The sequence below is a fragment of the Caulobacter sp. UC70_42 genome (assembly GCF_044056025.1).
Classification (GTDB): domain Bacteria; phylum Pseudomonadota; class Alphaproteobacteria; order Caulobacterales; family Caulobacteraceae; genus Caulobacter.
This window is the reverse complement of the sequence record NZ_CP171994.1, coordinates 1,683,977-1,700,921: the sequence shown is the minus strand read 5'-3', so window position 1 is coordinate 1,700,921 and position 16,945 is coordinate 1,683,977. Positions and strand designations below refer to the sequence as shown.

At 67.3% G+C, this 16,945-nt stretch carries 17 protein-coding genes and 1 pseudogene; 5 read left to right on the top strand and 13 right to left on the bottom strand.

What is annotated here, in order from left to right; all coding sequences use genetic code 11:
- Positions 1-35: 35 nt before the first annotated feature.
- From ACHMW8_RS08790 to hrcA, 9 genes are all read right to left on the bottom strand, one after another.
- Entirely contained in the window at positions 36-1,298 is a 1,263-nt protein-coding gene (locus tag ACHMW8_RS08790; protein WP_395445292.1) for an outer membrane beta-barrel protein, read from the bottom strand.
- Between the two features lie 65 nt (positions 1,299-1,363).
- Entirely contained in the window at positions 1,364-1,957 is a 594-nt protein-coding gene (locus tag ACHMW8_RS08785; protein WP_395445291.1) for a hypothetical protein, read from the bottom strand.
- A 359-nt stretch (positions 1,958-2,316) separates the two neighbouring features.
- Entirely contained in the window at positions 2,317-3,384 is a 1,068-nt protein-coding gene (locus ACHMW8_RS08780) for a methyl-accepting chemotaxis protein (protein ID WP_395445290.1), read from the bottom strand.
- Between the two features lie 191 nt (positions 3,385-3,575).
- Complete coding sequence (gyrB, locus tag ACHMW8_RS08775; RefSeq protein ID WP_395445289.1) at positions 3,576-6,041, bottom strand: DNA topoisomerase (ATP-hydrolyzing) subunit B; 2,466 nt, start codon at positions 6,039-6,041, stop codon at positions 3,576-3,578.
- Positions 6,038-7,201, bottom strand: coding sequence for a DNA replication/repair protein RecF (gene recF, locus ACHMW8_RS08770; protein ID WP_395445288.1), 1,164 nt, complete (start codon positions 7,199-7,201; stop codon positions 6,038-6,040). Before recF ends, gyrB begins: the two co-directional genes overlap by 4 nt.
- 44 nt (positions 7,202-7,245) lie before the next feature.
- A complete protein-coding gene (locus ACHMW8_RS08765; RefSeq protein ID WP_125157203.1) occupies positions 7,246-7,617 on the bottom strand; it encodes a VOC family protein in 372 nt (123 codons plus the stop codon).
- 169 nt (positions 7,618-7,786) lie between these two features.
- The gene (dnaN, locus tag ACHMW8_RS08760) at positions 7,787-8,905 is read right to left on the bottom strand and encodes a DNA polymerase III subunit beta (RefSeq protein ID WP_125157204.1); all 1,119 of its coding nucleotides are present in this window, start codon (positions 8,903-8,905) and stop codon (positions 7,787-7,789) included.
- A gap of 156 nt (positions 8,906-9,061) precedes the next feature.
- Positions 9,062-9,682 carry a nucleotide exchange factor GrpE gene (gene grpE, locus ACHMW8_RS08755; protein ID WP_125157205.1) on the bottom strand — a complete coding sequence of 207 codons (621 nt, stop codon included), beginning with the start codon at positions 9,680-9,682 and terminating at the stop codon, positions 9,062-9,064.
- A gap of 12 nt (positions 9,683-9,694) precedes the next feature.
- The gene (gene hrcA, locus ACHMW8_RS08750; RefSeq protein WP_125157206.1) at positions 9,695-10,771 is read right to left on the bottom strand and encodes a heat-inducible transcriptional repressor HrcA; all 1,077 of its coding nucleotides are present in this window, start codon (positions 10,769-10,771) and stop codon (positions 9,695-9,697) included.
- Positions 10,772-10,895: 124 nt separating this feature from the next.
- Here hrcA and rph point away from each other — a divergent pair, with 124 nt between their 5' ends.
- The 3 genes from rph to ACHMW8_RS08735 all read left to right on the top strand — a co-directional run bounded on the left by rph (position 10,896) and on the right by ACHMW8_RS08735 (position 13,498).
- Positions 10,896-11,612, top strand: a complete 717-nt coding sequence (gene rph, locus ACHMW8_RS08745; RefSeq protein ID WP_395445287.1) for a ribonuclease PH — start codon at positions 10,896-10,898, stop codon at positions 11,610-11,612.
- Positions 11,613-11,738: 126 nt separating this feature from the next.
- Entirely contained in the window at positions 11,739-12,716 is a 978-nt protein-coding gene (locus ACHMW8_RS08740; RefSeq protein WP_395445286.1) for a S1C family serine protease, read from the top strand.
- Positions 12,713-13,498 (top strand): TIGR02281 family clan AA aspartic protease, encoded by a 786-nt coding sequence (locus tag ACHMW8_RS08735; protein ID WP_395445285.1) that lies wholly within the window; start codon positions 12,713-12,715, stop codon positions 13,496-13,498. The genes ACHMW8_RS08740 and ACHMW8_RS08735 overlap by 4 nt, the downstream gene beginning before the upstream one ends.
- 24 nt (positions 13,499-13,522) lie before the next feature.
- Here ACHMW8_RS08735 and ACHMW8_RS08730 read toward each other — a convergent pair whose 3' ends face one another.
- The 4 genes from ACHMW8_RS08730 to ACHMW8_RS08715 all read right to left on the bottom strand — a co-directional run bounded on the left by ACHMW8_RS08730 (position 13,523) and on the right by ACHMW8_RS08715 (position 14,938).
- The gene (locus ACHMW8_RS08730; protein WP_148099115.1) at positions 13,523-13,840 is read right to left on the bottom strand and encodes a hypothetical protein; all 318 of its coding nucleotides are present in this window, start codon (positions 13,838-13,840) and stop codon (positions 13,523-13,525) included.
- Positions 13,841-13,932: 92 nt separating this feature from the next.
- Entirely contained in the window at positions 13,933-14,175 is a 243-nt protein-coding gene (locus ACHMW8_RS08725) for a helix-turn-helix transcriptional regulator (protein ID WP_125157211.1), read from the bottom strand.
- A gap of 17 nt (positions 14,176-14,192) precedes the next feature.
- A complete protein-coding gene (locus ACHMW8_RS08720) occupies positions 14,193-14,726 on the bottom strand; it encodes a DUF2975 domain-containing protein (RefSeq protein WP_099581882.1) in 534 nt (177 codons plus the stop codon).
- A gap of 95 nt (positions 14,727-14,821) precedes the next feature.
- Complete coding sequence (locus ACHMW8_RS08715) at positions 14,822-14,938, bottom strand: hypothetical protein (RefSeq protein WP_125157212.1); 117 nt, start codon at positions 14,936-14,938, stop codon at positions 14,822-14,824.
- 232 nt (positions 14,939-15,170) lie between these two features.
- On the opposite strand from ACHMW8_RS08715, the gene rdgB reads away from it, so the two are divergent.
- Positions 15,171-15,773 (top strand): RdgB/HAM1 family non-canonical purine NTP pyrophosphatase, encoded by a 603-nt coding sequence (gene rdgB / locus ACHMW8_RS08710; RefSeq protein ID WP_395445284.1) that lies wholly within the window; start codon positions 15,171-15,173, stop codon positions 15,771-15,773.
- A pseudogene (gene hemW, locus ACHMW8_RS08705) lies at positions 15,766-16,919 on the top strand (radical SAM family heme chaperone HemW). The gene rdgB and the pseudogene hemW overlap by 8 nt, the downstream one beginning before the upstream one ends.
- Positions 16,920-16,945 lie beyond the last annotated feature (26 nt).

Here is a 16,945-nt window from a genome sequence, read left to right as displayed (position 1 = left end):
AGTAATCGGCAAACCTTGCCGTTTTGTGGACGTCGCTAGAACTGCAGCGCCACGGACGCGATCAGCTTGTTGTCCTTGAACGACGAAGCCTTGGCCGCGCCGCTCGAGTCCTGCTTCAGATAGTTATAGGTCAGGAACAGGCCCACGCGGCGGTTCAGCAGGTAGGCCGCCGTCGCCGAGAAGTTGTCGCGCTTGTCGCTGCGATCCACGCCCTTGTAGTTGTCCTTGCCGTGGGTGTAGGCGCCGGACAGCAGCACATTGCGTAGCAGCTCGTGGTCGATCGTCGCGCCAACATTGTTGGAGATGAAGCCGGCCGAACCGATCGCGGTCGACTCCTCGATCGTCCGCGAGCCGGTCAGACCAACGGTCGTCAGCTGGGTCGGAAACCATTCAAGGCGCCCCGCGGCGTTGAAACCGCTGATGCTCTTGTAGAGGGCGCTATTGTCGTAGGACTGCTTCATGTAGCCGACCTGGATATCGCCGCGCACCAGATCGGAGGCTTCGAAGTTGGCGCCGACGCCGAGGACATAGCCGTCCGACGAACGGTCGGTCGCGCCGCTGAGGTCATAGTCCTTCTTGTTGCCCGTAGCCGTCGCATAGACCGCCGTGTCGGGACTGACCGCGTATTCGGCCTTCGCGCCGTAGTACAGTTCGTTGCGGTCGCGGGTGTTCTGGTTATACGCCGCGCCCTGGTCCTTGAAGTTGAAATCCTTGTCGTCGAGGCGGCCGGTCAGGCGCAGACGATTGAATTCCTTCACCGCGGTCAGGTTGGTGGTGGTGAGGTCGTACTCGACAGGCTTGGGCGTCGCGCCGGCGGGCGTACCGGCCGTGACCGCGGTGCGCGGTTCAATCAGACGCTGATACTGGGCCGAGCCGGAGATATTCGTCCCGCGCACCACATCGATACGACCATTGGCCGCAAGCGTATATTCTTCGGCGTTCTCGGTCTTCTCGTCCGCATAGCGGATCATGTTGCCGCCGGCGAAGAAATTGAGCGCATTGCGCGACCAGTTCGACCGAACGGCCAGTTCCGGCTTCACGCGCCAGATGTTGTCGTCGATCTTGCCCGCCGCCACGGCGTAGATGTTGTCGTTGTGCTCGAGGTCGACGGTCACGCGCGGATAGAGGGTGAAGCCGCCAGCCCTCTGGCCGGTCGCCTCATAGTCCGGTCGCGGGCGCTGACGAACCGAGACGTTCTTGTCGCGCTTGAAGTTCGAACCGAGATCCTGCGCCTGAACAGCTTGTGGCGCGGTCAACGCGATACAGGCCGCAATGGCCGAGCACGTTAGAAGTCGCATAGCTTAATCCCCACCAAGGGTCGGTCGCCGCGCGTCGTGGCGCGCCAATCCGCCGAATTTAAATCTTAGCCGCAGTAGGTCGCGATCACGCCCGCGCAGGGGTCGAACGTCGCGGTGGTCCCCGTCGTCGCGCTCGAACCCGGCGGGGTCGCCGTCGGCGGGTTGACGAGGCTGGGCGCGTCGCCCGTCGTGGTCGACGCGGTAATGATGGCGTTGACCTGCTGGGCGACGGCGATCCCGACCGCCGACGGCACGGCGCCCGCAGCAACCGCGTCGTTGAGGGCGGCGCTGACGATGGCCGCCGACGCTCCCGCCGTGATCGCGGCCTGCATGGCGGCGGCGACGGCTTTTTGAAGGATTAATGACTGCTTGGCCTTGGCGGCGTCAACCTTGTCCTGCGCCGCCTTTTTCTCGGTCGCGGTGGCGGTCTCCGGAAGCGCGTTTAGCTCGACCTGAGCGGCTGCTCCTTCAGCCTGGGCGGCCAAGAATTCCGGAGACTTGGTCGCGTCAGTCACGGCCTTGGCGATCTGAGCGCGCACTTCCGCCCGCGTCGGCGCGGCGGCGTTCGCGACCGACAACAGGGTCGTCGGGCCCACGGAAAGCGGGGCAATCGCCATGATGGCGCCCAGTGTCAAGGCGCGTATGCGGTTAGAAGCCATGATTGCTCCCTCCAATTGAACGGCGTCCCTTTAGGACAACGTAAAGAAATGCTCTAGCCCAGATAACGCGGTATCGCCTTTTCCTGGCGACACCGTTCCCAGAAGATCACACCCGCGATGCAATCTATGCGAGATAGGACAATCTGGTCGGCGGTTTTAACTAAGACTACGACGCGCTTACCGCCGTCCAGCAGACGCACAGATATCTGCTGAGTGCATGGTTAGGCTTAAACAACCATGCGGCGCCGAGAATGGCAATGCTGCACCGCAAGAATCTACGCCGGGCGCCGAGAATCTGATCGCTTTCCCGTCTGGAGCGATTAATTCGTCCGAATATTCCGCAATGGATCTGGTTAAGATTAGGCGGCTGCGACAGTCACGCCGGGATTTTGCCGCCGCTGCACAAGACATCCGTACCAGCCGAGACCGGCATAGGTCTCGTAGCCCGGCGTCAACGCATAGCCGACTGTGATGTCGCCATCGGCATAGCTGCCCATCGCGCCGCTGGACACATCCAGGGGAAAGACCTCGGTCAGGACGCCCTGATTGTCGGACGAGGCCAGGACGCGACCTTTCTGGTCCAGCAGCATGACGCGCGAGCGCGAGCGCTCCTCCGGGGTCAGGCGAACGCCATCCACCACGGCCTGGGCCTGAGGCCGCCAGTCGAAATGAACGCCCAGCACGCCCAGGATCTTGCCCTTGGCCTGGCCGCCCTCGCGGATGGCCGTGGCGTAGGTGGCCACCGGCGCGTCGCCGAGGGCGCGAGCCTTCTCGATGTCACAGGCCACGAAGTCGTCACCGGTCGCGGTGCGCATGCCGTCGCGGAACCACTTGGCGTCGGCGACCGACTGGCCGACGACGCCAGGATACTTTCCGGGCCGGCCATTGGCGACCACCCGCCCCTTGGCGTCGCAGATCCACAGATCGAGATAGACGGTGTAGGCGTTGAGGATGACCCCCAAGCGCTCGCTGGCGTAGCGGCTGGCGGCGGGATCGGCGTCCGCCAGGCAAGCGACCACGGCGGAGTCCGTGGCCCACCAGCGGACGTCGCAGGTGCGCTCATAGAGATTGCGGTCGACGATCTCGATGGCGTTCAAGGCGAGGTCGGCCAGGCGCTGACCGCGCATGTGACCCAGGATCGCCCCGCCGATCGCCGAGAGCTCGTCCAGGTCTGCCCTCACCTGGCTTTCCAGGGCCGCGGCCACGGCGTCGATCTCCGTGGAGATCTTCTTGAATTCCTCGGCGACGATGGCGAAGCCCTTGCCGGCCTCGCCAGCGCGCGCCGCCACGATCAGGGCGTTGATCGACAACATCTTGGCCGCGCGGTTGACCCGGGCGATCTCGCCGATCTTGGCGCCCGCCACACTGGACAGGCGTTCCGACAAATCCAGGATCCGTTCAGGACGAAGACTAGTGTCTTGTTCCATCACAGGCAGGCCCCCACGCAATACTTCCGTCTAATCAACTCACCGTACGCAAGATGACGCCCTCGTCATCGCCGCGCGATGACACCGTTCGCCACACCCAAGCCGAGAGCGGCTTCGTTAACGAAAAAACGTCGGAACGCCCCTGATTTGGGCGCCGAACGGCTAGAAAGACATCGTTTTACTACAGAGACTTAGACATCCACCTCGGCGTCCAGAGCGTTTTCCTGGATGAACTCCCGGCGAGGCTCGACCAGATCGCCCATCAGGCGACTGAACATCTCGTCGGCGTCGTCGGCGTGGTTGACGCGAACCTGCAGCAGGGTGCGGGCCTCGACATCCAGCGTCGTCTCCCAGAGCTGATCCGGGTTCATCTCGCCCAGACCCTTGTAGCGCTGGATGCTCAGCCCCTTGCGCCCGGCGTCCATCACGGCGGCGATCAGATCCATCGGCCCCCGGACGGTGGTCGACTTGTCCTTGCGGCGGAACACGGCTCGCCCAGAGAAGATCTCGGCCAGGGCCCCGGCCCGCTCAGCCAGACGACGGGCGTCGGCGGCGTGCAGCAGACCATCGTCCAGCACCACGTTCTCGGTGACGCCGCGGCGGACGCGTTTGAAGACATAGGCCGTGTCATTGCGCTCGCCGGTCCACGGGCCGTCGCCTTCCTCGGCGTAGAGATCGAGACGGGCCGCCGCCGCGGCGATGTCGGGGGTTTCGCCCAGCAGGCCGGCCAAGGCCGATTGCTCGATGGCGAATGACGGCGCGCGGGCGGCGAGGCGGTCGATATTGCCCTTGGCCTGGCGGCACAGCTGCACCAGAGCCAGAAGGTCCTGGCCGGTGCGGCGCTCGCCCGACGGCAGGTCAAGCTCGGCCCCATCGACGCCTTCGTCGATCAGGAAGGCGTCCATCTCGCTGTCGTCCTTCAGATAGCGCGAGGACTTGCCCTTGGCGGCTTTATAGAGCGGCGGCTGGGCGATGTAGATGTAGCCGCGCTCGATCAGCTCGGGCATCTGCCGGTAGAAGAAGGTCAGCAACAGGGTGCGGATGTGGGCGCCGTCGACGTCGGCGTCGGTCATCAGCACGATCTTGTGGTAGCGCACCTTGTCCGGGTTGAAGTCGTCGCGGCCGATGCCGGCGCCCAGCGCCGTGATCAGCGTGCCGATCTGGTCGGACGACAGCATCTTGTCGAAACGCGCGCGCTCGACGTTCAGGATCTTGCCGCGCAGCGGCAGGACGGCCTGGTTGTCGCGGTTGCGGGCCTGCTTGGCCGAGCCGCCGGCCGAGTCGCCCTCGACGATGAAGATCTCGGACTTGGCCGGATCGCGCTCGGAGCAGTCGGCCAGCTTGCCGGGCAGCGAGGTGATGTCGAGCGCGCTCTTGCGGCGGGTCAGTTCGCGGGCCTTGCGGGCGGCTTCGCGCGCCGCGGCGGCCTCGGCGATCTTGCTGACGATCGCCCGCGCCTCGTTCGGGTGCTCCTCGAACCAGGTCGCCAGGCCCTCCTGCACCAGGCCTTCGACGGCCGGGCGCACCTCGGACGAGACCAGCTTGTCCTTGGTCTGCGAGCTGAACTTGGGGTCGGGCACCTTGACCGACAGCACGCAGGTCAGGCCTTCGCGGGCGTCTTCGCCGCCGACGCTGACCTTTTCCTTCTTGGTGATGCCCGAGCTCTCGGCATAGCCGGTGATGATCCGGGTCAGGGCGGCGCGGAAGGCCGACAAGTGCGTGCCGCCATCCCGCTGCGGGATGTTGTTGGTGAAGCACAGCATCTGCTCGTGGTAGCTGTCGTTCCACCACAGGGCCAGGTCGACCTCGACCTTGTCCTTGATGCCGCGCACCGAGATCGGGGCCTTCAGCAGCGGGGTCTTGACCTTGTCCAGGTGGCGTACGAAGGCCTCGATGCCGCCGTCATAGTGCAGCTTTTCTTCCCACGGCTCGGCGTCGCGATGGTCTTTGAACCAGATCGTCACGCCCGAGTTCAGGAACGCCAGCTCGCGCAGGCGGTGCTCCAGGGTCTTCCGGTCGAATTCGATGAACGCGAAGGTGGACCGCGACGGGAAGAAGGTCACTTCCGTGCCCGTCAGGGTCTCGCCCGCCTTGGGTCCCTCCTCGCGCACCGGGGAGTCGCCGGTGACCGCCAGCGACGTCACCGCATCGCCGCGCTCGAAGCGCATCTGGTGGACCTTGCCATTGCGGTGGATCAGCAGCTCCAGCCAGTCCGACAGGGCGTTGACCACCGAGACGCCGACGCCGTGCAGGCCGCCCGAAACCTTGTAGCTGTTCTGGTCGAACTTACCGCCGGCGTGCAGCTGGGTCATGATGACCTCGGCCGCCGAGACGCCCTCGCCCTCGTGCATGTCGACCGGAATGCCGCGGCCATCGTCGGTGACCGTCACCGAACCATCGGCGTTGAGGATCACCTGGACCTTGGTCGCGTGGCCGGCCAGGGCCTCGTCGATGGCGTTGTCGACCACCTCATAGACCATATGGTGCAGGCCCGAACCGTCGTCGGTGTCGCCGATGTACATGCCGGGGCGCTTGCGGACGGCGTCCAGGCCCTTCAGCACCTTGATCGAGTCCGCGCCGTACTGGGCGGCGGCTTCCTCGGTGGTCATTTCGGGGGCCGGCGCTTCGGGAACTTGGTCTTCGGTGTTCTCGGTCATTCGTCTTCCAGAGTGGTCAGGCCGGCGTCGCACACGCGAACGCCTAGCGCCCGACCCTTGAGATGGTCGAACAGCGACTCGTCCGTGCCGGTGAGGAAGGCCTGGAGCTTGAGCGCCGTGAGTTCGTCGGCCAAGGCGGCCCGACGGGTAAGGTCGAGATGCGCGGCGACTTCGTCGAGCAATATTACAGGATTCGGCGCTGATTCCGCACGCGAAAGTCGCGCCGCCTGGGCCAAAACCAGGTTCAATATCAGGGCTTTTTGCTCGCCCGTGGAGCATTCCGCCGCCGGACGGTCCTTGTCGACGTGGAAGATGGCCAGGTCGCCGCGATGCGGACCGGTCAGGGCGCGTCCGGCGGCCCCGTCGCGAGGGCGCGCAGCGGCCAGGGCGGCGGCCAACCGCGCCTCGATCTCGGCGAAAGGAACCTCGTCCAGCGCCATCCTTTCCCATTCGCCGGTCAGGGTCAGACGCGCCCGCGGGAACGGCCGGTCGCCGCGTCCGTCGATCTCGTTCTGCAGAGCCAGCAGCGTGCGGGCGCGAGCCTGGGACATAAGGGCGCCAGATTCCGCCAGTCGGGCCTCCAGCGCGTTCAGCCAGGTCGCGTCCGGCGCGCTCCCGGCCTCGGCCGCGTCGGTCAGCAGGCGCATCCGCTCCCGCTGGGCCTTGTCATAGGCGTTGGCGCTGGACGCGTGGCTGGGCTCGCCGGCGAAAACCAGGCGGTCGAAGAAGCGGCGGCGCTCGGAGGCGGCCTCCAGGAACAGACGGTCCTGGGCGGGCGTCAGCCAGATCGGCCGGACGTGATCGGCCAGGCGGCCGGGCGAGACGGTCTCGCCCTCGATGCGAACGGCGCGGCGGGCGGCGCCGCCCTGCTCGACGCCAGTGCCGATGCGAACGGGGGCGTCCCGCCCGCTCTCGACTTCGGCGGCGACGGCCCAGGCCCGGCCCACCGCTTCACCGGGCAAGCGCCGGCCGACCTCGGCCATGCTGGCGCCGCGCAGGCCCTTGCCGGGGGTCAGCAGGCTGATCGCCTCGAGCAGATTGGTCTTCCCCGCCCCATTGGCCCCGAACAGGTAGACGCTGCGCCCCTCGGTCTCGAGGCGCGCGCGCGCGTAGGAGCGAAAGTCCGTCAAGGTCAGGGAAAGCAGTGCGGCCGACGCCATGGGGCGTTCTTAAGCGCTGTCGCCGGCCGGCGCTACTCAGGCCGTCAGCCCAGCTTGTAGCCGCAGAGCTTGTTGCCATCGAGATCGCGGAAATAGGCGAAATAGGCCTTCGGCATCCGCGCGCCCGGCTGGCCTTCGTCCTTGCCGCCCAGTTCCAAGGCCTTGGCGTGGAAGGCGTCGACCTCCTCGACCGTGTCGAACGCGAAGCCGCCCATCATGCCGTTGCCGACGCAGGCCGGATTGCCGTCGTATGGACCCAGCACCCCGAACATGCAGCCATCGCCGCGATAAAGACGGCCGCCCGACGGGTGGTCGAACAAAGGCTTCATGCCGATCGAGCCCAGCAGGCTGTCATAAAAGGCCTTGGCCTTTTCCAGGTCGTTCGAACCGACCGTCACGTAGTTCAGCTTGGCCATGGGCCGCCTCCCGTTTTCTTACGAAACGGACCTTAACGCGCTTATGGGCATTCGCAACATGGCCCTTGCGTCAGGGCGGCCGGGCCGCGCACAACCACGCCGCAGCGCCCTAGACAGCGGAACGGGCGCCGAAGCGCCCGCCCTATCGTCTTCAGAGCCCGTCGCGAGATCAGACCCGCAGCGGCATCAGCACGTATTTCACGCCCGGATCGACCGGATCGACCACCAGGGTCGGGCTGGCCGGGTCGGCGAAGCGGAACTCGGCCTGAGGGCCGGCGATCTGGCCGCAGACGTCCAGCAGGTAGCGGGCGTTGAAGCCGATCTCGAAGGGCTCGCCGTCATAATCGACCTCGACCTCTTCGACGGCCTGGCCGGCTTCCATGTTACGGACGGTCAGGGTGATGCGGCCCGGCTCGATGGCCAGCTTCACCGAGCGGCTCTTCTCGGCGGAGATGGTGGCCACGCGGTCGACGGCCTTGGCGAACAGGTCGTTGTCCAGGGTCAGGATCTTGGCGTTGTCGCGCGGAATGACGCGCAGATAGTCGGGGAAGGCGCCGTCGATGACCTTGGACGTCAGGGCGGCCTGACCGAACTCGAAGCGGACCTTCTGGGGCGAGACCTGCAGGTCAACCGTCTCGCCGGCCGATTCCATCAGGCGGCGCGCCTCGGCGATGGTCTTGCGCGGCACGATCACGCCCGGCAGGCCGACAGCGCCTTCCGGAGCGGGCATCTCGGCGAGAGCCAGGCGGTGACCGTCGGTGGCCACGGCGCGCAGCTTGGTCTCGCCGCCCTCGTTGACCGTGTGGACGTAAAGGCCGTTCAGATAGTAGCGGGTCTCTTCGGTCGAGATCGCGAAGCGGGTCTTGTCGATCAGTCGGATCAGCTCGTTGGTGTCGACCGCGATGCGGCTGGAGAGGCCGTCGCTGCTCATCACCGGGAAGTCGCCGGCCGGCAGCACCGGCAGGTTGAAGCGCGAGCGGCCGGCCTGGATCACCAGGCGCGGATCATCGCCGCTGAAGCTCAGCGAGACGTCGGCGCCGTCCGGCAGCTTGCGGACGATTTCATAGAGGGTGTGGGCCGGCGCGGTGATCTGACCAGGCACGTCGATCTGGGCGAAGCCCTCGTCGATGATCTCCATGTCCAGGTCGGTGGCCGAGAAGGACAGGCGATCCCCTTCGGCCGACAGCAGGATATTCGACAGGATCGGGATGGTGTTGCGGCGCTCGACGACGCTCTGCACGTGACCCAGCGCCTTCAGGAGCGCCGCCCGTTCGATTGTAAGCTTCATAGTCCGGTCCAGATCGTGCGGGCGGAATGCAAGGAATCGCCCGCTACCCCCGTTGAGAATGGACCGCCGACATTATCGCAAAGCGCGGAGGGGGGAAAGGGGGCGCGCCCGTCATTCGCGCGCCCCGGAGTCCGAAAAACGAAGCTTTCCGCCCCGTCAGGCCTTCTGATCGAACGAACCGCCCGAGTTATCGCCGTCCGTGGCGCTGGCATAGGGATTGGCGGCCGCCGCCGACTCGCCCGTCGAAGGTCCCGTCGAACCCTTGGCCGCCACGGCGACCATGGCCGGACGCACCAGGCGCCCCATCAGTTCGTAACCGGCCTGCAGCACGGTGATCACGCCGCCGGCGGCGACGTCGGTCGCCGGCTGCTCCATCACCGCCTGGTGCAGGTGCGGGTCGAACTTCTCACCCTTGGCCGGGTCGATCTTCTTCAGGCCATTGCGTTCGAAGGCGCCTTGCAGCTCCTTCTCGGTCATCTCGACGCCGATGATGAAGTTCTTCACCGCCGCGTCGGTCGAGTCCTTGGGGCTGTGGGCCGTGGCGCGCGACAGATTGTCGGCGACGCCCAGCAGGTCGCGGCCGAACTTCTGGATCGCATAGGCGCGGGCGTCGTTCATCTCGCGCTCGGCGCGGCGCTTGGTGTTCTCGGCCTCGGCGGCGTAGCGCAGGGCCTGCTCCTTCAGAGCGGCCACTTCCAGCTTCAGCGCCTCGATCTCCTGCGACGCGTCGTCAGCTTCGAAGGCGACGTCTTCAGCCGGCGTTTGCTCGTCGGTCATCTCGTACAGTCCTTATCCATCCATCATCCGCCCGAGCACCCGGGCGGTATAGTCCACCAACGGGATGACGCGAGCGTAGTTCAAGCGGGCGGGCCCGATCACGCCGATCGCGCCCAGCACCTTCTGCCGGCCCGTCATATAGGGCGCCGCGATCACCGAGGAACCCGAAAGCGAAAAGAGCCGCGTTTCGGCCCCGATATAGATGCGCACGCCCTCGGCGTCACGGACGTCGTCCAGCAGGCCGATCAGCTGGCCTTTCTGCTCCAGGTCGTCGAACAGCTGGCGCACGCGGTCGATGTCCTCGCGGGCCCGGGCGTCGGCCAGCAAGTTGGCCTGTCCGCGCACGATCAGCGAGCGGGCGTCGCCCTCGCCGCCGCTCCAGGCTGCCAGGCCGTCCTCGACGAGGCGGGCGGCGGTCTCGTCCAGCTGGCGGCGGGCGATGTCCAGCTCGCCGCCCATCTCGGTCCGCGCCTCGGACAGGGTGCGGCCGCGCAGGCGGGCGTTGAGGAAGTTGCCGGCCTCCTGCAGCGCCGAGGGGGTGACGCCTGGGGCCTGACGCATCAGCCGGTTCTCGACCTGACCGTCCTCGAACACCATGACCGCCAGCACCTGGCCGCCGCCCAGCGGCACGAACTCCACGTGCTTGACCCCGCCCTCGCGGACGGGCGTGACGACGATGCCCGCCCCGCCGGCCAGCCCCGAGAGTACCGACGAGGCTTCCGACAGGGCCTCCTCGAACGAGCGCCCCTTCACGGCGAGCCGCGCCTCGATGGCGCGTTTTTCCTCTTCGCCGATGTCGCCGACCTCCAGAAAGCCGTCGACGAACATCCTCAGGCCCGCATGGGTCGGCATACGGCCGGCGCTGGTGTGAGGGGCGTCCAGCAGGCCCAGCTGCGCCAGGTCCTGCATGGTGTTGCGGATCGAGGCGGGCGACAGGGCCAGGCCGCCCTTGGAAATGGTGCGCGACCCGACCGGCTCGCCAGTCTCCAGGTACGACTCCACGACCCGACGGAAGATGTCGCGGGCGCGGGAATCCAGCTCGCCCAGACCCGGGGCGCGGACGATCGGTCCTGGAAACAGGTGGGTCATGCCAGCGTGTCGTTTGTGACCCGGTCAGCGGACAAAAGCGGTCGGCCTCTTTCAACTACGGCTATCAATAGGATAAGCGGCCCCTCACACACATTCAAATATCCCTGAGATCAGGAGTTTCCTCATGCGTCCGTCCGAACGCGCCCCCGACCAGCTGCGCGCCGTCACGCTGGAAACCGGCGTCAACCGCTACGCCGAGGGCTCCTGCCTGATCAGCTTCGGCCACACCAAGGTGCTGGTCACCGCGACGGTCGAGGAGAACGTTCCCGGCTGGATGCGCAACAAGGGCGCCGGCTGGGTCACGGCCGAGTACGGCATGCTGCCGCGCGCGACCCACACCCGCGGCCGCCGCGAGGCCGCCGTCGGCAAGCAGACCGGCCGCACCCAGGAAATCCAGCGCCTGATCGGCCGTTCCCTGCGCGCCGTCGTCGACCTCAAGGCCTTGGGCGAGCGCCAGATCAGCCTGGACTGCGACGTCATCCAGGCCGACGGCGGCACCCGCACCGCGGCGATCACCGGCGCCTGGGTCGCCCTGCGCCTGGCCGTCAACTACCTGCTGGAAGAAGGCGTGGTGAAGGCCGACCCTATCCTGGGACAGGTGGCGGCCGTCTCGTGCGGCGTCTTCAAGGACACGCCCGTCCTCGACCTCGACTACGAAGAAGACAGCAGCGCCGAGGCCGACAGCAACTTCGTCCTGACCGACGTGGGCGACATCGTCGAGATCCAGGCCACCGGCGAAAAGCGCGGCTTCACCAAGTCCGAGTTCCAGAGCCTGTTCGATCTGGCCGAGAAGGGCGTCAACGAGCTGTTCGCCATGCAACGGGCGGCGATCGGGGCATAAGGACGTCCCCATTTCGGATAGGCTTCCGAAATGGAAGGGGCGGCTTGTCTTGCTTCCAGTCGCCGTCGCCCTTGCCCGGACGGGGCGTCGGTCCCAGATTCCAATCCCAAGGATCAGGAGTTTCGCGTGACCACCCCGTTCGAAGGCCATGAAGTCGAAGCCCGCCTGCGCCCGTCGGCGGAGGCCTATCGCTTCGACCTGGACCAGGCGCTGTCCTCCATGGTGGCGCTGGAAGCCACCGTGCCGCCCGACGCCTATACGGCCGGGATCCTGGGGACCGAGCGCGTCGGCAACGGCGTGGTCATCGGCCCCGGCGGCCTCGTGCTGACCATGGCCTATCTGATCACCGAGGCCGAAGAAGTCGTGCTCACGCGCAACGACGGCCGCCGCGTGCCGGCCCACGTACTGGGCCTGGATGTCCGCTCGGGCCTGGGCCTGGTCCAGGCGCTGGAGCCGCTGGACCTGCCGGTCATGACCATCGGCAGCGCCAAGGACCTGAACGTCGGCGCGCCGATCATCGCCGCCGGCGCGGGCGGCCGCGCCCACGCCGTGGCCGGCAAGGTCCTGGCCCGCATGCCGTTCGCCGGCTACTGGGAATATCTGCTGGACGACGCCATCATCACCGGCCCGGCCCATCCGCACTGGAGCGGCGCGGCCCTGATCGGCCCCAAGGGCGACCTCGTCGGCCTCGGCTCCCTGACCCTGGAAGGTCGCGACAACGAAGGACAGGCCCGGCCGATCAACATGTTCGTGCCCGCCGAGCTGTTGCCGCCGATCCTGGACGAGCTGGCGCGCGGCCGCAGCCCGCACCCGCCGCGACCGTGGCTTGGCGTTTTCGCCCAGGAAATGGAGAACCACGTCGTCATCGTCGGCATCTCGCCCAAGGGCCCGGCCGCCCGCGCCGAGCTGAAGCCGGGCGACCTGATCCTGGCCGTCGACGGCATGCCGGTCTCGGATCTCGCCGAGTTCTACGACAGGCTCTGGAACCTGGGCGACGCGGGCGTCAGCGTGCCCTTGAAAATCCTGCGCGAGGGCGACGCCTTCGAGGTCGAGATCCGCTCGATGGACCGCGCCAGCCTGCTGAAGAAGCGACGCCTGAATTGACCAAGGGCCCCTGGGACCAGCCCGAGACGCCGCCGCCGGCGCGATCCGCGCGGCCGGCGGTTCCGCGCCATCGGCTCTGGCTGTGGCTGGGCCTGCTGGCCGCCATCGGCGTCCTGGCCTTGGCGCTGTGGCGCGCTTTTCCGGAGGCGATGCGGACCGGCGACGACAAGGCCGACCTTGTCTACCAGATCGGCGTGATCGTTCTGGTCTCGACGGCGCTGCTGCGCGGCCTGCAAGGCTCGATCGGCCAACACCTCAAATATGTCGCCCTGTGGAGCGGGATCATCGCGGTGCTGGCGCTGGGCTACGCCTATCGCGCGGAGCTGGCCGAGGTCCCGCAGCGATTGAAACTGGCCTTCAATGTCGGCACGCCCGTGGCGGTCGGCGAGCGCACCCTGGTGGTGCCGCAGGGCGATGACGGCCACTATGTCGTCGACGGCCTGGTCAACGGCCAGCGCGTGCGGTTCATGGTCGACACCGGCGCGACCGAGACGGTGCTGAGTCCCGACGACGCCCGCCGCCTCGGCGTGCCCGTCGACACGCTGAACTACGGCTACGAGACCGAAACGGCCAACGGCAAGGGCTATAGCGCCGCCTACGACGCGACGAGCCTGGAGATCGGCTCGATCAAGCTCGAGGGCTTCCGGGTGATGGTCAACAAGGCCCCGATGAACGGCTCGCTGCTGGGGATGAGCTTCCTCAAGCGCCTGGACGCGTTCGAATTTCGCGACCGCCAGATGATCCTGAAGTGGCGCGAGGACGAGAAAGGACGCGCCTACTAGGCGCGCCCTTTCCGGTGAAGCCGCTTAACGCGGCTGTGGCGGCGCGACCCAGCCGTCGGCGTTGTCGATATAGGCTTTCCGGCTGGCCTTGTCGTACAGGCAGAGCTTGGCGTTGTTGGAGCCGCGCGAGCGGTCGGAGACCAGAACGGCGACCTTACCGACACGATCGTCGAAGCCGATAATCGGCGACGGCCGGGCGTTGCGGTAGCCCGAGGCGGCGACGCAGCTGCGGGTGACCCGCTGATTGAACTCGGCCCAGGCGCCCGGACTGGAGGCTTGGGCGGAGACGGCGGACGCCAGGGCGCCGACGGCGAAGACAGAAGCGAAGATTACGCGAGTCACGGTCAATTTCGATTTTCCCAGGGTGGCGAGAACGCGCCCGCCTCCCCCTTGAAACGCCTTGCCCGGTCTGCGGTTTCGTCGCGCGGCCCGACCTAGCCATCGTCTTCGTCGTCGTCATGCCCGCCGGCCGGGCCATATTCGAAGGTCAGCAGGTCGCCGGGCTGGCATTGCAGCTCGCGGCACAGGGCGTCGAGGGTCGAGAACCGGACGGCGCGGGCCTTGCCGGTCTTCAGGATCGACAGGTTGGCGATCGTCACCCCTACCCGGTCGGAGAGCTCCGTCAGCGACATTCGTCGGTCGAGCAGCACGCGGTCGAGGTTCACGCGGACGGGCATGCGGGGATCGCTCCGGTTCAGATCGTGAGTTCGGCTTCGCGACGAAGGCGGGCGCCCTCGCGGAAGACCTCGGCCAGGACGAAGACGACCAGCACCGAGAACCAGGCGGTCAGGGTGAAGCTGTCGTCGATGACCTTGGCCTTGGGAGCCAGCCAGCGGGCCATGCCCGAGAAGACGTACCGCCCGACCTCCAGCCCGGCCAGGACGAGGCCGATCAGGCGCAGGCGCACCACGTTGTCGGGATGGAAGGGGTCGCCGGCGGTGAGGGTGGCGAAGATCTTGCGCAGGCGCTCGACGATGACCATCCAGCCGCCCAGCAGCAGCGCCCAAGCGGCCAGGGCGCCGGCGAACAGCGGTCCGTCGCGGCTGATGGCCTCGACGGCGTCGCTAATCGGCAACATCGAGGCCAGAAGTTCGGGATTGAAGCTGAACAGCAGGGCGACCAGCGTGAACAGCGACAGAAGGCTCACAAAGATCCACAGCCCGACATAGATCACGTCGAGAATGATCTTCAGAAAACTCGATACAGAGCCTGGGCCTAAGGCGCGCATGGCTACTTCCCCCCGACGGCGACGCCAAGCAAATTGCCCCGCGTCGCGGCGGGCGTCAAAAAACCAAGTCTCGGCTCCGGAAACCCTTACGCCGCCTAGAGCGTCCGCACCACGAAGGCCACGGCCGACACCGGCACGGCCACGATGAGCGCGGCGGTGATGACGGTCATGAGAACCTTGTCGGCGATGCGGAACAGGCGGGCGGCGGACATCGTGTTTTCCAGTTTGAGAGACGTGGACGGGGTCGAGCCATTCGGCCTCTATCCACAGGTCAACAGATAGAGCGCGATTCCGGTTCCGCCAATGTTGTTTATCGAGAAACGATATTAAACTCTGGTAATGATGCACGCTCGCGCGGAACAGTTGCCGTTGGGTCACAGTGGTGTCGACGGCGGTCCGCAAGGCGGGGTAAGGAAGCGCCGGAGTGCGTTAGGGAGACATCGGATGGCGCTGAAGCTTGAACCGGGCGCGAGGCTCGTGCTGGCCACCCACAATCCCGGCAAGGCGCCCGAGATCGCCGCCCTGCTGGACGGCCGCTTCGAGATCGTCACGGCCGGCGCGCTTGGACTGCCCGAACCGGACGAGACCGAGAGCACCTTTGTCGGCAACGCCTTGCTGAAGGCCCGTCACGCCGCCGACCGCTCGGGTCTGCCGGCCCTGGCCGACGACAGCGGCCTGTCGGTCAAGGCGCTGGACGGCGCGCCGGGCATCTTCTCCGCCCGCTGGGCCGGCCCCTCCAAGGATTTCGTGGCGGCCATGAAGAAGGTCGAGGCCCGGCTGGAGGAGACGGGTTCCGACGACCGCTCGGCCTGGTTCACCTCCGCCCTGGCGGTGGCCTGGCCGAACGGACCGGCCGTGGTGGTCGAGGGCCGCGTCGACGGGATCCTGGTGTTCCCGGGCCGTGGGACGCGCGGCTTCGGCTACGATCCGATCTTCCAGCCCGAGGGCCAGACCCAGACCTTCGGCGAGATGGAGCCGGCCGCCAAGGACGCCATGAGCCACCGCGCCCGCGCCTTCGCCAAGCTGAAGGCGGCGCTGATTGACTGATCCCTCCAGGGCCTCGCTGGGCGTCTATGTCCACTGGCCGTACTGCGCGCGCATCTGCCCCTATTGCGACTTCAACGTCGTGCGCGACCGGGGCAAGACGGACGAGCAGGCGGCGCTGGCCGACGCCATCGTGGCAGACCTGGAGGCCCAGCGGGCCCTGACCGGCGAGCGGGATCTGTTGTCGATCTTCTTCGGCGGCGGCACGCCCTCGCTGATGGATCCCGCCCAGGTGGCCCGGGTGATCGACGCCGCCAGGCGCCTGTGGTCGCCGGTCGCCGACCTGGAGATCAGCCTCGAAGCCAATCCGACCGACGCCGAGGCCGACCGCTTCGCCGCCCTGGCCGACGCCGGCGTCCAGCGCCTGTCCCTGGGCGTCCAGGCGCTGGACGACGCCTCGTTGAAGGCGCTCGGCCGCAACCACGACGCGGGCGCGGCGCGGCGGGCGATCGCGGCGGCGACCAGAGCCTTCCCGCGCCTCTCGATCGACCTGATCTACGCCCGCCCCGGCCAGACCGACGCGGCCTGGCGCGCCGAGCTCAGCGAAGCCATCGCCCTCGGCCCCGAGCACGTCTCGCCCTACCAGCTGACCATCGAGGCGGGCACCGCCTTCGACCGGGCGGTCGGACGCGGAACCCTGGTCGTCCCCGACGAGGACCTGGCCGCCACCCTGTTCGAGACGACGCAGGAGATCCTGGAGGCCGCCGGCTTCGACGCCTACGAGGTGTCCAACCACGCCAGGGCGCCGCCGCCCGCTCGCGGCACAATCTCGTCTACTGGCGGGGCGTCGACTATGTCGGGGTCGGACCCGGCGCGCATGGACGCCTGGCCTTGCCCGAAGGCCGCGCCGCGACGATCGCCCACCGCGCCATCAAGGACTACATCGCCGCCGTGGCCGAGACCGGCCTCGGCTTCGCGCGCGAGACGCTCACCCCCGAGGAAGCGGCCGAGGAACGCCTGGTCCTGGGCCTGCGAATCGATGATGGCGTCCTTTTCGACGAAATGGCCCCTCTGGGCCTGACCCCCGACCTGCCCAAGGTCCGCGATCTGGTCGAGGCCGGCCTGCTGGTCGACGATCGCAACCGATTGCGCGCCACCCGCGCCGGCCGCCTGGTGCTGGATCGGCTGACAGGCGCGCTCGCGACCTGATATGGGTTCTCTCCGCGACCGAAGGA